This window comes from Eisenbergiella massiliensis (genome assembly GCF_003435485.1).
In genome coordinates, this window is the sequence record NZ_QVLV01000006.1 from 259,156 (window position 1) to 274,861 (window position 15,706).

The following is a 15,706-nucleotide window of genomic DNA, read 5'->3' on the forward strand; positions in this document are numbered from 1 at the left end:
AATTTGGAAAGAAAAAATAATTATACCGAACACGGAAATACGAAATACAGAACGAGAAAATCGGGCAGCGCCGGTTGACAGAAGAAATACGTAATTGTAATATGAAAAAACCGGCAGCTGCAGGGCAGGTAAGCGCATTTGCGGCAGCAGCACAATCTGCAGGGAGGATTAACAAAAATGCATATAGCTGAGGATATTATAAAAAAGGTGGAGGCCCAGTTTAAAATGGACTGCGCGCTGGATCCGTCCGGCGAAGCAGGAAAACGCGGTTATTTAATAGGAAGAAGACCGAAAATGCCGGATCAGACCTTTATGACTGATACGGCCTATGGCTGGCTTATGAGAGAGCGTATGGAAAAAGCGGCGGCAGGCATTGACTATGGAATTGATTCCAGGGCAAGGGTATATGAAGGGATGGATCTGTTTTTCAGGGCGATTCTGTTCTGCGGGAAAGGGTATCTTATGGCGGATGAGGCAATTTATGACTGGTGCTGCCATGAATACGGGGAACAGGGACCGGAGCCGGAATGGTTCTGCCGTTTTTCAAACCTGCGCAGGCTGGATGACTGCCTTCGCGGCCAGCGCAGGGAGATTGCGGATACCCATATTTATTTTCTCCCTGGAATGCAGGAAACGGCGGTAAAACCGGATTTTGAGGTCAGATGGCTGGAGGAAGGGGAGCTGCCCGACTGGAAGGAGGGACGGCAGTTCCGCCATGCCATCTGCGGTTCTGAGCTGATGCCGGATATGCTGGCTGTTGCTGCGATTATTGACGGAAAAGTTGCTGCTGTGGCCGGGGCCAGTGAGGACAGTCCGCTGATGTGGCAGATTGGAATTGACGTGCTGCCCGAATTTGCGGGCCGTGGCCTGGCCTCCGGTCTGGTTGCCCTGCTGAAACAGGAGATCCTTGCCAGAGGAAAAATCCCCTTCTACGGCACCGCGGAATCCCATGGGCTTTCCAGGAGCGTTGCCATAAACGCCGGCTTTTTCCCGGCGTGGGCAGAGGTATATGTCAGACGCAGGCAATGAAGCCCAATTAATTAAGAAAATCTTTTCTGTGACGTTGCGGTCAAGTATGGTAGAATAAAAGTAACTGCTGAAGTGATGGACAGTTATAAACGAAGGCGGCAGCTGCCGCCCTGAAAAGAAAGAACCGGAGAGAATAGGAATGAAAAACAGTAAATTAATGAAGGAGCTGGTCCCCATAGCCGCCCTGCTTCTTTTTATCATTGTAGTGTTGGTAATGTGCGCAGTCAGTGCCAGGCAGAAAAAGGGGCAGTCCGGTACGGGGCCGGATACAGAGGCGGTGCAGGAAACGGAAAGCGAAACGGAAAGCGGCGGCGAAACGGCGGAAAGCACGGAGGAAGCCTCAGGTGAAACGGGAGAAAATACCGGCAAAGAGGATCCTGTGGAGGTTCAGGAGACGATTGAGCTGGATGCCGAGGAACCTGTGGAAACGGAAAGCGCGCCGGATGCTGTGAAGGACGCGCCTCCTGCCGTATCCGGCTCCAATGTGCCGGGCACGGCGCAGGTAAGCGCAAATACGGCGATGGTCATTGTAAAGAAAACGAATACCCAGATGCTCGCAGAAATGATGGATTACTGGCAGAAGGATAATGTGGAAGCTGTAGAGGATCTGAGCGGGCTGGCACATTACCGTGCCATGTCGGCCTCCCTGAAAAGTTCAGCTTATTTTTATTACTACGGGGACAGGAATGAGCAGGGCCGCCCGGAGGGAACGGGCATTGCCGTTTACGGAGAGGATCAGTATTACTACGGAGAATGGAAGGACGGCCTGCGCAGCGGGAAGGGAATGTGGCTGAAAATGTACTGTCAGGACAATGCTGCCGCTTCCTTTGATCCGGTTCTGGTTACCCATAGCTATGAGGGTGCCTGGCTGGACAATCTGCCCAACGGTGAAGGCCAGGAGCACTATGATCTGGATATCAACAGGGCCGCCCCGGAGAGCCGGTATTTTCAGAATGTGATCGGCAATTTCAAGGACGGGCTGTACCATGGAAATATGTATATCAACACGCTGAATGCCGACGGCAACGTGCAGGAATGGCGCGGTGAAGCGAAGGAAGGTGTGTTTAAGACCTTTGAAGGAAGGGATCTGGAAGGCAGGGTGCCGATTTGCCAGGATGTACAGAACCCGGACAGCCATATGTGGATCCATCCGCTGGAAAACAAGGATCAGGGGCTGAAGGAGGTAAGGGATCAGGTAAAAAACAGAAAGGAATAAAGCCAGGGGCAGTTGTAAAAAGGGGAACGAACGGCTTTGCCGGAAACAGGCGGCCGTATTATAAATAATAAGGGGGTAAAAGGTATGGCAAGATACCAATGTGGAATCTGTGGTTACATTTTTGACGAGGAAAAGGAAGGGAAGCTCTTTTCAGAGCTGGAAAAATGTCCGGTGTGCGGGCATTCCCCGGATAACTTACGTTTGCTGGAGGAGCAGCCTGCGGCTGTGCCGGAAACGGAAACTGCAGAAGCTGGCACGCAGACAGGCCTGAAAGCTGCCGGGGAAACGGAAGCGCCGGCCGGCGCTGCATGCACAGATGAAAATAGTGAACCCCAGACTCTTGCCTATCCGGAGAAATGGAGAAGGCAGGATGAAAATATCCGGTACATGGCTCAGATTCACGAAATGGCGGTTTCAGGAAAGCCCCTTATTGAGGCCATGGGGACACAGATGCCCATGCCCTGCTGGGATGACATACTTATTCTGGGGGCGCAGCTGAATCCGCCGCCGCTGGATGAGCATGCCCATGTGGATACGACCACCGTTATCGGCCCGAATGCCAAGAAGCCGCTTATACTGGACAATCCGGTATACATATCCCACATGTCCTTCGGCGCGCTTTCAAAGGAAGCCAAGATATCCCTGGCTAGGGGAAGCGCTCTGGCGCATTCGGCCATGTGCAGCGGCGAAGGCGGAATTCTGCCGGAGGAAAGGGAAGCGGCGGCCAAATATATTTTTGAATATGTGCCCAATCTGTACAGTGTGACGCCGGAGAACCTGCGGCGCGCTGATGCCATAGAGATCAAGATCGGCCAGGGTACCAAGCCCGGCATGGGAGGACATCTTCCGGGAGGCAAGGTGACTCCGGAAATCGCAGCCATCCGTAATAAGCCTCTGGGACAGGACGTTATCAGCCCGTCCAGATTCCCGGGAATCAATACCAGAGAGGATTTGCGGGCGCTGGTTGATAAACTGCGCTGTGAATCGGACGGCAGGCCGATCGGGATCAAGATCGCAGCGGGAAGAATTGAACGGGATCTGGAATACTGTGTCTTTGCCGGTCCGGATTTTATTACTATCGACGGAAGAGGCGGCGCAACAGGGGCCAGCCCGCGTCTGGTGCGTGATTCCACAAGTGTTCCCACTGTATTTGCACTTTACCGGGCAAGGAAATATCTGGACAGTGTGAAATCCGATATTTCCCTGGTGATTACGGGAGGGCTGCGGGTATCCTCGGATTTTGCAAAGGCGATTGCCATGGGAGCTGACGCGGTGGCGGTGGCTTCGGCGGCGCTGATGGCAGCGGCCTGCCAACAGTACCGGATTTGCGGCAGCGGCAAATGTCCGGTAGGAATCGCCACACAGGATGAGACACTGAGAGCACGCCTTAAGATGGATGCGGCGGCAGCGAGAGTGGCAAACTATCTCAACTGCTCCCTGGAGGAACTGAAAACCTTTGCCCGTATCACAGGGCATGAGAGACTGCATGATTTAAGCGTTGAGGATTTATGCACCATCAGCCGGGAAATATCGGAATTTACCAATATTCCCCATGCATAAGGAAAAATCAGCAGTTCAGCCGGCCGGTGCGTTTACAGTGCTGACCGGCTGAAAGTCATCCGGAAGTACAAAATATTAATTTCGCAGGTGGTTTTGAATGGAATTTTGCAAGTAACTGTGATGGCACAGGACAGTTTTGCAAAAACTTTAGTTAAATTGCTTATATAAATAGGAAGGAACAGCAGATTGTTTTACTTGCGGGCTGCTGTTTTTTCTATTATACTGGAATGGTTAGCTAGTTAAGAGTTAGAAAGTGGTGTTAAAATGAGTGAAAAACAAAAGAAAAATGTAGCTGTAAATGGCGCGGTGTCCCAGGCGGCGGGAGAGGGAAAGCAGCCGGAACGCGTTATGACTAATAAGATGGGAACCATGCCCATGAACAGGCTTCTTCTGTCCATGGCCCTTCCCATGATGGTTTCCATGCTGGTGCAGGCCCTTTACAACATTGTGGACAGTGTGTTCGTATCCATGATCAATGAAAATGCACTGACCGCTGTTTCCCTGGCGTTCCCTATCCAGTCGCTGATGATCGCCCTCAGCACGGGAACCGGCGTCGGCGTCAATGCGGTCCTTTCCAGAAGCCTGGGAGAGCGGGATCAGGAGAATGTTAATAAAGCGGCGGAAAACGGCGTTTTCCTTGCGATTATGTCCTACGTGGTATTTCTGATAGTCGGGGTACTGATTGCGAAGCCGTTTTATTTAAGCCAGACAAAGGATCAGGAAATCGTATCCTACGGCGTAACCTATCTGACGATTGTATGTATCTGTTCTATCGGTATGTTTACCCAGATGACCTTTGAAAAGCTGCTGCAGTCCACCGGACGGACCATGTATACCATGATTACCCAGAGTCTGGGCGCAGTGATTAATATTATTTTCGACCCTATTTTGATTTTCGGCCTCTTTGGCTTTCCCAAAATGGGTGTTGCGGGCGCAGCGGCGGCTACGGTATTCGGACAGATTGTTGCGGCAGGGCTGGCAATTATCTTTAACCTGAAGGTGAACAAGGATATCCATCTGAATTTCAGAAAATTCCGTCCTGAGAAAAAAATGATCGGCAGGATTTATGCCGTAGGCATCCCGTCTATTATCATGCAGGCAATCGGCTCTGTCATGACCTATGGCATGAACCTGATTCTGATTCAGTTTACTTCAACTGCCACGGCGGTCTTCGGCGTTTATTTCAAGGTGCAGAGCTTTGTGTTCATGCCGGTATTCGGCCTGAATAACGGAATGGTTCCCATTGTGGCCTATAATTACGGCGCGGGCAACCGGAAACGTGTGAAGCATGTGGCAAAACTGAGTATCATTTATGCGGTGTCCATCATGATGGTGGGGCTCCTTGTTTTCCAGATTTTCCCGGACAAGCTGCTGGCTATGTTCAACGCTTCGGAACATATGCTGACAATCGGCGTGCCTGCCCTTAGAATCATCAGCCTGAGCTTTATGTTTGCCGGCTTCTGTATTGTTATCGGCAGTGTATTCCAGGCTTTGGGCAACGGTGTTTACAGTCTGGCGGTATCTGTGGCAAGACAGCTTTTAGTGCTGCTTCCCGCAGCCTATCTGCTTTCCCTGACCGGTAAGGTGGAAAACGTATGGTGGTCATTCCCGATTGCGGAACTTATGTCGCTGGCTGTCACCCTGTTCTTCTATGCGAGAATTAATAAAAAGATTATCAGCAAAATCGGAGAAAACGCAGCAGATTTGGCATAGAAGGCATATAAGAGAAGAGGTAAATTTGATGCAGGAGAAAAAGAAAATTACCGTAAGAAAAGGCGGCTGGGGAGATTATGAGCTGTTGAGAGCGGCCATACGGGAAGAACAGCATATCCATGCGGTAAAACGGCCGGATATTTTTGCCGACCTGGAGGACAGCCCGTTTGGCAGGGAAGATTTTGAAAAGCTGATGGAGGAGGAAAATTCCTTCTTCCTGGTGGCCGAGGCAGACGGCAGGGCTGCGGGCATATGTAATGTCAAGCTGAAGCAGGCTCCGGCCCACCCGGTGGTGGTGCCCAGACGCTATGCCTACATTGACGATATCTGTATCCTTGAAGATTTCAGGCATATGGGTGTGGGAAAAGCGCTCTATGAGGCGTTGGCGGACATAATCAGGCCGATGGGAATCAACAGGGTGGAGCTGAAGGTATGGGCCTTCAATGAATCGGCCATGGGCTTTTATAAAGCGCTGGGAATGTGTCCTCAGAATATTATTATGGAAGGTAGGATATAGCTTTGCCAGGCAGTTATGTCTGTGCTTCAAAATAAGAATAACAGGCCCGAAAGGCAGATGGCATACATACTTCATGGGTAACTGCCATTTTCCTTTCGGGCTTAATTTATTCCCGTAGCTGCGGAACACATAGGATATGTAAGGGGTTGGTCCGCAGCTGTGGGAGATAAATGTCATGATATTAAGCCAGGGCATCTATTCGTATCAGTCTTCGATAGCAGCCTTCCGGCTGTTGATTTCCTTAAAGATATTCACATCGATCTTAGGTGTCCTGTCATAGTAATAGATGCCGTTCTGTTCCTGTTCCACGTCTGTCAGCTGTGTATAGCAGAAGCCGAACATCCTGGGATTGTCAAGAAGCGCATCGGTAAGTCCTTTATATCTGGATATGTACTCTTCCTCGGTCCTGGGGCCGTTTCCATATCCCCAGGCCTTTTCGTCCGTGCTGCCGGGAGCCCATTTGATTCCGCCGTATTCGCTGACGAACATCGCCTGCCCTTCTTTATACTGCTGCCTGTCGCCCAGACGGTCGTGGAATACGCCCGTACCATTTTTAAACGGCTCATAAGTGGCGGCAAATGCTTCGGGATCCTGCTCATAGTCATGCACGTCAAAGATATCCGTAACAACGTGGTAGTTGCCGCTGGTATCGATGCAGGGACGGGTGGTGTCATACTGCTTGGTGATCTTCCATGTGAGGGCAAGAAGGCTGTCAATCTGTCTGCGTCCCTCAAAATCCCAGGTTTCATTGAAAGGACACCAGCCTACGATGGCGGGATGGTTGAAATCTCTTTCAATCGACTGGATCCATTCCGGGATAAATGCCTCATAGCCGGAATAGGAGGAATGATCAAAGCCCCAGTTTGCCATTTCGCCCCAGGCCAGATAACCCAGCCTGTCGCAGTGATAGAGGAAGCGGGGTTCAAATACCTTCTGGTGCAGCCTGGCTCCGTTGAAGCCTGCCGCCATGGAAAGGCGGATATCATTTACCAGAGCCTCATCGGAGGGCGCCGTATAAATGCCGTCGGGATAGAATCCCTGATCCAGGATCAGACGCTGGAATACGGACTTGCCGTTAATCAGGAAGCGGTAGCCGTCCAGCTTCACTTCACGGAGGCCGAAGTAGCTGCTCACCTTGTCATCGCCGAAGGAAAGCTGCAGATCATAAAGGCGTCCTGCCCCTGCTTCCCAGAGATGGATTTCGCTCAGGGGGATGGTGACGATTACGTTGCCGGAATCCGTCCTGGCGGATGCGCTTCCGCAGGCGGTTCCCTCATAAGAAGCGGCGGCGCTGAAGATGCCTTCCCCTTCCACTACTGCCTTGATGGTTACGGAGCCTTCCGCTACATTCGGATAATACTGGACGCTGCAGATATGTGCGGCAGGCGTGAATTCCATCCATACGGTCTGCCAGATACCTGTCGTTCTGGTATAGGAGCAGTCATGTGAATAGAAGCGGTCGCTCTGCTTGCCGATGGGCTGCATAGGGCTTCTGGTATCATCCTGTGCACATACCACCAGATGATTCTCCCCTTCCTTCAGAAGCGCGGAAATTTCCAGGGCAAAGGACACATAGCCTCCCTTGTGCCTTCCCGCCTCCGTGCCATTAACAAATACACGGCAGTCATAATCCACGGCGCCGAAATGCAGGTAAACCTTTCCCTGCAGCTGTTCTGCGCTGATGGTAACGGTGCGGTGATACCATACGGCTGCGATAAAGTCCGTGTAACCCACGCCGCTCAATTCACTTTCAGGGCAGAAGGGCACCAGGATCTTGTCCTTAAAATCCGTCCTTTTTCCAAAGCCTCTTTCCAGCCCGCTGTTGTTCAAATCAAGTTCAAAATCCCATGTTCCGTTCAGGTTCACCCAGTCCTCGCGCACAAACTGCGGAAAAGGATGTTCCGGTCTAGGTATATTCCCCATAATTTCCTCCATTCTGCCGGATGCCCCGGCTCATCTTGCGTTACTTGAAGTATACAGCTATAATATAGGTTGATAAATGGAAATTACACGCAAAATATTGAGGAAAACACGCATTATGGAACAAATCATTACATTCCTCCCGGGCCAGCTCCCGGGAGAGCCGGTTTTTCAGATTGAGATGACGGGAATTACCTATCCTGACAGCCATTATCATATAGAAAGGGAGAATTCCTCCATCTATATCCTTGAGTATATTATGGAAGGGGAAGGCCTGCTTAGGATCGGGGAGGAAACCTACCGTCCGGCCAAGGGGGACGTTTATCTGCTTCCCCGGGGAAAAAGCCATTTTTACCAGGCCGATGCGGCCAATCCATGGAAAAAAATATGGATGAATGTAAAAGGAAGCCTGTGCGACACCCTGGTGGAAGGCTTCGGCCTGGGGGAGACGGTTCTTTTCCGGGACTGCCCGGTCTATCCTTTATTCCGGGAGTTCCTTCATGTCTGTGAAAAAAAGGAGGGCAGCGGAACCGAGGTGGCCCGCAGGACCTCCCTCCTTTTCCATGAAATCCTTCTTCAGCTGGCCGCCCATGCGGCGGCGGGAGCGGAGCCGGAAATACGGCTTCCGGAGACTGCAGTTGCAGTTAGGAAATATGTGGATGAGCATATTTATGAACGCCTGAGTATTGAACAGCTGGCAAAGGAAGCCAGCCTTTCCCCTTCCCAGCTGACACGGGTTTTCCGGAAGGCATATGGCCAGACACCCTATGAATATGTGCTGTCCCGGAAAATAGACACGGCCTGCCTGCTTTTGAGAAACACGGGGATGACAGTGAAGGAGGTTGCTTACCGGCTGCAGTTTTCGGATGAGCACTATTTTGCCAACATATTCCGGCAGAAAAAGGGACTGCCGCCGGGAAAATACAGGATTACCGGGGACATTGGAACATAACCGTTACAGTCCGGGCAGGTCTGGGAAGCGGCGGTTCAGACCAGGCTGAACCGTAATATATAACCCGGAAAAACCGGATCCGAAAACACTGTAATAAAGTCTTGTTTTTCATTCTTCGGGATGCTATGATGATAAAAAATAAAGCTTTACGGCTGGACGATAAAATATAATCAGGCGGAACCGGTAATGAAGGAAGGCAAGTTTTCATTTTCGAATAAAAAGCAGACCAGTGTGATGGCAGCGGCGGCAGTGTTGGGACTGCTCATTTTTTCGCTTCTGGTCTGGATGGTACGGGCGGACAGACAGGAAACAAGGCGAACGATTCTGGATATCAGCGACATTTATCTGGCGGAGATGGCAGATCAGATGGCGGGACATTTTGATACTACAATGAACAGCCAGTTTATCCGGGTCAGCAGCATTACGGCGAACATAACGGAGGCGGATCTGGAAAGCATGGAAATGCTTCAGGCTTTTATCCGGGACAGGACTGTGAAGAACGCTTATGCCTTTGTAGCTTTTCTGGAGGATAATGGGGATTATTATACGTCGGAAGGGCATTTTTCTGCAGATGGACGTATAGAAGGCGCAAAGGCGTTGCTTGAAGGACAGGATAAATATCTTGAGGTAAACAGTGTGCTCACTGGAAATACGATGATTTTGCTGTCCTCGGAAATTCCTTCTGTCATGTTTGGTGAGCACCGTCTGATTGCGGCAGTGGTGGGAATGACTCCTTCGTATCTGGGGGAAAGGCTGTCGCTTTACAGAGAAGGCGCCAACGCTTATGGGAACATTATTGACACAAACGGGAATTATATCATCAGACATGACGGGGATGATGGTGCAGTGGGCAGGAACCTGTTCGATTACCTGGAGGAACAGGCGGAATTTGATGAAGGATATGCTTCTTCGATGCTGCGGGACAATGTGGGACAGGGCGGAACAGGCGTCACTGCATTTACGCTGGAGGGTATCCATAAATATCTTTATTATATACCGCTGTCCGTCAATGACTGGTACATCTGCGTGAGTATGCCTTATGGTAAGCTGGATGAAAGGATAGGGGAACTGAGTAGCAGCATGACAAGGGTTGCCATGACGGTTATACTGCTCACTGCGGTAAGTATTCTTGGGATAGCGCTTCTGTATTCCATGGTCATCTGGCAGAAGAACCGTCTCCTGGCCCGGGAAAAAGAATCAACGGAACAGGCTCTGAAGCTGGCAGAAAGCGCCAGCATGGCGAAAAGTGAATTCCTCTCCCGTATGTCCCATGAAATTCGCACGCCGCTTAATGGCATTATTGGGATGAACCATATCGCCATGCATCATCTGGAGGATCCGGAGCGGGTATCCGACTGCCTGAATAAGATCGACATGTCTTCCAGGCATCTTCTTGCCCTGCTCAATGACGTGCTGGATATGTCAAAGGTGGAAAGCGGCAAAATTGAGCTGTGCCCGGAAAAAATAAGCATGAAAATGATACTGGAGCAGATGATGGTCATAGCTTCCTCCCAGGCCGCGGATAAGAATATCGCATTTCATGTGGAGTCATCCGTTGACGACAGCCTTGTTGTGCTGGGTGATTCGCTGCGTATCAGCCAGATTATCAGCAATCTTTTTTCCAATGCCTTTAAATTCACGGAAGCGGGCGGACAGGTCTGGTTCCGGATCCGGGAAGAAAAAGTGCAGGACGGCAGACACTGGCTGCATTTTGAAGTGGAGGATACCGGCTGCGGCATCGCGCCGGAAAACCTAGATAAAATTTTCAGCCCCTTTGAGCAGGAGGGCAGCAATGTGGCCCGCAAGTATGGCGGGACAGGCCTTGGCCTTGCGATTACCAGGCGCTTCGTTGAGCTGATGGGCGGCAGCATAGCCGTCAGAAGTGAGCCTGGCAGAGGCAGTTTATTTCTTCTGGATATTCCTTTTCCCGAAGCCGACGGGGCCGGCGAAGCGGATTCAGCCGATTGTGGCGGACAGCCTGAAAATGAAGAAAACGAAGAAATCTGCCTGGAACAGAAGCAGTTTGCAGGTAAACGCGTCCTGATCGTGGAAGATAACGAACTGAACCGGGAAATTACCGCCGAAATAGTTCAGGCAGCCGGCGCATGGACAGATATGGCTGAGAACGGAAAAATTGCCGTGGAGAAATTTGCCGCTTCCCCGGAGGGCTTCTATGATTATATTCTGATGGATATTCTCATGCCGGAAATGGATGGTTACGAGGCCACGAAGAAAATCAGATCTCTGGACCGCAGTGACGCCGGGACGGTTCCTGTTTTTGCAATGACTGCCAATGCCTTTGCGGAGGATGTGGAGAAAAGCCGCAGGGCGGGAATGAATGCACATATCAGCAAGCCGGTTTCGGCGGGGGAACTCTATAAACAAATGAAAAATTTCAGTGCGCGCTAGGGGGGGGGCGGATGCGGTTCTCCTGGCCTTGGCAAACAGGTAGATAAAGAGGAATAGTAGTGAAAATATATAAATGTGTTGGAGTATTGAATACTTAGGATAGAATAATGGTGCGTGATAATAAAATTAGGGTAGAGTAGTGTGTTATCATTTTAGCTGATATTCTGGAATTTGGAAGTGGCAATATTTATTTTGAATAGATGTGCGTATGGCATGTGTCGCTTACAAGCCATGTTTTGGCTTCTTCCATGTCGGTGGAAAAATATAGTTGTGATTGTGGGAGTGAGGTTTTTCTGGTAAGGGCTTTGTGGAGTTTGTGAAGGTTTTTGGGGGTGGCGGTGATTGCTAGTTTTACGATGTTGGGGCGCAGGTGGTTGATATGTTCTGTAATTTTTTCGGTAAGTGTTTTGGTTAGAGTCGTTTCGTAGAGATCAATTAGGATTCTGCGTTTTTCCGGTGATTTTAGAATGAACTCTTCTTCTTTTTTCATCATGGAAAGTAATGCGTCTGAATCGTCAAAGTAGCTGCCATAATGGATTCCATGGAAATAGCCGCCTTTGTAGTAGTATGGGCTGAGGGCGCCGCTGGGGGATTTTGTTATCATAATTTTTACCTTTGGCTGTTGATAAAGCCATCCTTTCGCTGGTTTATGATTTTTTATCCTGTATTAAGTCGGAGAGTGGTTTTTGCATGCGGATGTGCTGGCACCATTGAATTGTTTTTTGGGTAATGCAGATGCCGTAGTAAAGGGTTGATAGCTTATAGTAAAAACATTCTTTGTTTTCCATTTTATTATACTTATTTTCTAAATCATTCAGTTTTCTCAGATAATTTCTGTTGTTAATTTCATATTCCAATAGCTGTTGCTCACGGATTTCGGGGGACAGGTTATCAAAGAAATAAATTTTTGCCAGATGGGTATTCGTGCCTTCGGTTATATCAGTGGGTGAAACCAGCCAGTCGAAAAACTGTTTTTGTCCCTCTTCTGTGATGTGGTAGAAAATTTTTTTCCTGCCGCCCTGGGGTTTTTCGTAGGTTGTTAAGCAGCCTTTGTCTGTTAATCGTTTTAAGGCCGGATACAGGCTTCCATAGCTCGCTTTATAAAAAACTCCGATGCCGTTTTCTATCAGCTTTTTGATGTCGTAGCCGGTGAAATCATTGTCTGATACCATGCCTAAAATAATAGATTCTAACATAAATCCTCCATTTAAATATATCTAATAGATATATAATAACGCTATATGTAAGTTTTGTAAAGAAGCGGATACAAATAATTGTAACTGTTGGGCAGGCAGGCCTTTTTCTTTGAAAGTTGTATTGTCTGTGTGGAAGAATTATAATATGCTGGAAGGTAACAGGATTGAAAATATGGCTGAAAAACAGGCGCAGGATGAGGTGGCATAATGATGGGTAAAGGTAAAATCTTATTGGCGGAGGACAATCGGGGCGCGGTAAGGCGGATTGTTGAGTATATTGGGAAAATATCAGGAGAGCTGGAAGTGATTTCTTTTGCCGGGGCGGGGGAGGCGCTGCGGTATGCAAGGGAGAATGAGATTGCGCTTTTTATTATTGATATTCAGTTGGAGGATTATAAGGGGACTGATTTGGCGAAGCAATTGCGCGGGCTGCCGGAGTATAGGTATACGCCGATTATATTTGAAACGGGGCTGGCGGGGGAGGAGCTTTCGGCTTATCGTGACGTGAAGTGTTACAGTTTCCTTGTAAAACCGTTTGGGGAGAAGGAATTTGCTGAGGCGTTTCGCGATGCGTTGGGACTTTCCGGGCAGATCAGGCGGGAGCGGAGTAGAATCCAGCTTGAGCAAAAGCAGTTTATTCTGGAGTATGCGGCGGAGGATATTGTGTATATTGAGGCCTTTGGGAAGAAACTGGTTATTCATACGGATAACCGTTTGTCCGGGAGAAAAGAGGATACTGTTTCCGGGTATACGTTAGCCGGAATGCTGGCGCTGCTGGAGGGCGGTCCTTTTGTACAGTGTCATAAGAGTTATATTGTGAATAGGGATTATATTGACAGGATTGATAAGGCCGGGCGGAAAATTTATTTAAAGGGGTTTACGGAGGTGGTGCCTGTGGGCAATAAGTATCAGGCCGGGCTGTGGGGGGAAGCATGAATGTTTTGTGTATTTTGGCGCAGTCAGGGCTGGATGCGGGCGCATTGGCAGTTTGCTGTGAAGGTGTTTTTCAGAAAAGGTCGGAGGCAAGGGGGAAGGATATTCTGCTTTTTCCTGTTTTGCTTGTTTTGTGTGTTGTCCCGCGGGTGAATTTTGTAGCGAATGAAGGGGTGCGCGCCGCGCTTTCCGCATACGGATATGAGATTGTGCCGGTTAACAGTATTGCGGGATGGCTGTTTCTGGTTTTTTCTGTGCTGCTGCTTCACAGTATTTATTTCAAATGGGAAAATAACGGTGACGTTCTTAGTGGGACAATGGCGGTGTTTTCGTTGTATCTGCTTGTCAGGTGTGTTTGTGTCGCTGTATTGGCCGCTTTCGGGGCTTGGGGAGGCTGGCTGCTTTTTGGCGGCCGTGTATTGACGCTGCTCCTTGTTTCATTGCTGTTTTGTACGCCGTTTTATGGCGTGCTCCAGCAGTTGGTGCTGACGGGAGGGATTGCGGTCTGGATTGTGTCGTCGGATATTGCGGTTTTGCTGATGGTGGAGCTTACTGTAGTTTCTTTCCAGGCGGAGAGGTTCCTTTCTTATTCAGGGCTTCTTACGGTACTGGTGCTGGCGGTCCTTTTGTTTAACAGCATCCTGCTGTTTTTTCATCGGCGCAGGCTGCAGGAGCAAAAGCGAATCCATATGATTGAACAGTATGTGCCCATTGTGGAGGAGCTGATTTCCCAGGTGAGGGCAAGGCAGCATGAATTTCAGAACCGTATGCTGGCAATTGAGGCGGCCGTGGCTTCTGCCGGCACTTTGGAGGAGGCGCAAAGAGAGGTGGCGGCGCTGACAGGCGGCATTGTCATTAATTCCAACGACCGGGAATTGCTCTCCTGTGACAGCAAGGTCATTGCAGGAATGTTGTTTGGAAAAATAAAACAGGCGGAGGCGGCGGGGATTCATATGGAATTGCAGCTGCATGGGCTTTTTAAAAAGTCTGCGGTACCGGAAACAGAGTGGATTGAAGCAATCGGGATTTTGCTGGATAATGCAATCGAGGCCTCCCCGAAAGGAAGCACGGTTTATATTGCCGTCAGGAAAAAAGGGACGTATCTGGAGCTGCTTGTTTCCAATCCGGCCCCGGCCATGTCGAATACGGAGTTCATGGGGCTGTTCAGGAAAGGGTTTACAACAAAAAGCAGCAGTGAGGGGCGCGGCTACGGCTTGTATAACATACTGCGTATTACTGAACGGTATCATGGAAAGATTGTTACGCGCAACGAAGCCGTTTCGGAAGAAAATTATGTTGTATTTGGCGTCCTTCTTCCATAATTAACGGGTATGAACGAGGGTTTTAAAGGAATGAAAATTATTTTGTTCCCTTAAAACCCTCGTTTGGTTCCGGGAGGTTGAAGTGCGCAGGATACTCCGATATATTGAAGAAAAAGAGTAACTGTGAAGGAAATTGAACAGTTATGAAAAACGGAAAGGAATGGAAGATATGCCCCAATTGATAAAAAACGAATGTAAAAAAATGTTTCTGCCGGTGCTTTTAACAACTGCCGCTTTGACAATTATCATGTGTGTGCTGATTGAAAAGCTCTATTTAAGCTATACACTGCATTATGATTTGGAGGCGTGGGAGGTGGGAACAGGAGGGTTTTCCCTGCTTTATCCGCTGTTTGTTGTGATTCCGCTCTGCTGGAATCTGTATTATGAGCGTAAAAATAATTTTCTCCTGTATATCGCCCCGCGCGTCCCGGTTAAAAAATACCTGACGGCAAAATGGACAGCCTATGCACTGGGAGCATTTTGCATTATGGCGGTCCCTTATCTGTTGTCTGCAGTATATGCCATTGATATTAAAGCGCCGGTGGTTCCGCCTGAAACCAATACCTTTTCGCATGTTTTCCAAACAGCATTTGTAGAAAAGCCTTTGCTTTATGCGGCTGCTTTTTCCTGCTGGAGAGGTGTGATAGGTATTTTAGCCATGACCTTTGGTTTTGTACTCGCCATGTATTGTAAAAATATTTTTGTAATACTCACCGGGCCGTTTATCTATTCCATACTTGAGAATTTTATTATGGCAATTCTGAGTTTGGAGAAATACCGGTTAGTTGTCGCTTTTGACCCAACGTGTATCAGTTTCCATGCGGTGACGTGGCTTTCGTTTTTCACGGGACCGGTTCTGCTGCTTTGTGTCATCGGTTTTACAGCGTTTTTCCTTGCAAAAATCAGGAAAAATACTGTGGTGAACGTTTAGGGGGCTTG

13 protein-coding genes are annotated in these 15,706 nt (G+C 49.2%); 10 read left to right on the plus strand and 3 right to left on the minus strand.

From position 1 onward, the window contains the following. Nucleotides 1-177: 177 nt before the first annotated feature. From DXC51_RS11190 to DXC51_RS11210, 5 genes are all read left to right on the plus strand, one after another. The gene (locus tag DXC51_RS11190) at nucleotides 178-1,029 is read left to right on the plus strand and encodes a GNAT family N-acetyltransferase (RefSeq protein WP_117544571.1); all 852 of its coding nucleotides are present in this window, start codon (nucleotides 178-180) and stop codon (nucleotides 1,027-1,029) included. Nucleotides 1,030-1,168: 139 nt separating this feature from the next. After that, nucleotides 1,169-2,245 (plus strand): MORN repeat-containing protein, encoded by a 1,077-nt coding sequence (locus tag DXC51_RS11195; RefSeq protein WP_117544572.1) that lies wholly within the window; start codon nucleotides 1,169-1,171, stop codon nucleotides 2,243-2,245. Nucleotides 2,246-2,329: 84 nt separating this feature from the next. Next, entirely contained in the window at nucleotides 2,330-3,805 is a 1,476-nt protein-coding gene (locus DXC51_RS11200) for a glutamate synthase-related protein (protein WP_021639345.1), read from the plus strand. A gap of 264 nt (nucleotides 3,806-4,069) precedes the next feature. After that, nucleotides 4,070-5,518 carry an MATE family efflux transporter gene (locus DXC51_RS11205; protein ID WP_117544573.1) on the plus strand — a complete coding sequence of 483 codons (1,449 nt, stop codon included), beginning with the start codon at nucleotides 4,070-4,072 and terminating at the stop codon, nucleotides 5,516-5,518. Between the two features lie 28 nt (nucleotides 5,519-5,546). Continuing rightward, nucleotides 5,547-6,035 carry a GNAT family N-acetyltransferase gene (locus DXC51_RS11210; protein WP_181970085.1) on the plus strand — a complete coding sequence of 163 codons (489 nt, stop codon included), beginning with the start codon at nucleotides 5,547-5,549 and terminating at the stop codon, nucleotides 6,033-6,035. A 204-nt stretch (nucleotides 6,036-6,239) separates the two neighbouring features. On the opposite strand, the gene DXC51_RS11215 is transcribed toward DXC51_RS11210, so the two are convergent. After that, complete coding sequence (locus DXC51_RS11215; RefSeq protein WP_181970086.1) at nucleotides 6,240-7,958, minus strand: glycoside hydrolase family 2 protein; 1,719 nt, start codon at nucleotides 7,956-7,958, stop codon at nucleotides 6,240-6,242. Between the two features lie 115 nt (nucleotides 7,959-8,073). Here DXC51_RS11215 and DXC51_RS11220 point away from each other — a divergent pair, with 115 nt between their 5' ends. Both DXC51_RS11220 and DXC51_RS11225 read left to right on the plus strand, forming a co-directional pair. Next, nucleotides 8,074-8,907: an AraC family transcriptional regulator gene (locus DXC51_RS11220; protein ID WP_025490648.1), complete on the plus strand. Its 834-nt coding sequence runs from the start codon at nucleotides 8,074-8,076 to the stop codon at nucleotides 8,905-8,907. Between the two features lie 186 nt (nucleotides 8,908-9,093). After that, nucleotides 9,094-11,316 carry a hybrid sensor histidine kinase/response regulator gene (locus DXC51_RS11225; protein ID WP_117530590.1) on the plus strand — a complete coding sequence of 741 codons (2,223 nt, stop codon included), beginning with the start codon at nucleotides 9,094-9,096 and terminating at the stop codon, nucleotides 11,314-11,316. A gap of 187 nt (nucleotides 11,317-11,503) precedes the next feature. Here DXC51_RS11225 and DXC51_RS11230 read toward each other — a convergent pair whose 3' ends face one another. Together DXC51_RS11230 and DXC51_RS11235 are read right to left on the minus strand one after the other, a co-directional pair. Beyond that, nucleotides 11,504-11,920: a hypothetical protein gene (locus DXC51_RS11230; protein ID WP_021639353.1), complete on the minus strand. Its 417-nt coding sequence runs from the start codon at nucleotides 11,918-11,920 to the stop codon at nucleotides 11,504-11,506. A 43-nt stretch (nucleotides 11,921-11,963) separates the two neighbouring features. After that, nucleotides 11,964-12,512 (minus strand): PadR family transcriptional regulator, encoded by a 549-nt coding sequence (locus DXC51_RS11235; protein ID WP_102286915.1) that lies wholly within the window; start codon nucleotides 12,510-12,512, stop codon nucleotides 11,964-11,966. A gap of 207 nt (nucleotides 12,513-12,719) precedes the next feature. Between DXC51_RS11235 and DXC51_RS11240 the strand changes: the two genes are divergently transcribed. The 3 genes from DXC51_RS11240 to DXC51_RS11250 all read left to right on the plus strand — a co-directional run bounded on the left by DXC51_RS11240 (nucleotide 12,720) and on the right by DXC51_RS11250 (nucleotide 15,698). After that, nucleotides 12,720-13,448 carry a LytR/AlgR family response regulator transcription factor gene (locus tag DXC51_RS11240; protein WP_243003182.1) on the plus strand — a complete coding sequence of 243 codons (729 nt, stop codon included), beginning with the start codon at nucleotides 12,720-12,722 and terminating at the stop codon, nucleotides 13,446-13,448. Then, nucleotides 13,445-14,767: a sensor histidine kinase gene (locus DXC51_RS11245; RefSeq protein ID WP_025490655.1), complete on the plus strand. Its 1,323-nt coding sequence runs from the start codon at nucleotides 13,445-13,447 to the stop codon at nucleotides 14,765-14,767. Before DXC51_RS11240 ends, DXC51_RS11245 begins: the two co-directional genes overlap by 4 nt. Before the next feature lie 169 nt (nucleotides 14,768-14,936). Further along, nucleotides 14,937-15,698, plus strand: a complete 762-nt coding sequence (locus tag DXC51_RS11250) for a hypothetical protein (RefSeq protein ID WP_025490656.1) — start codon at nucleotides 14,937-14,939, stop codon at nucleotides 15,696-15,698. Nucleotides 15,699-15,706: the final 8 nt, after the last annotated feature.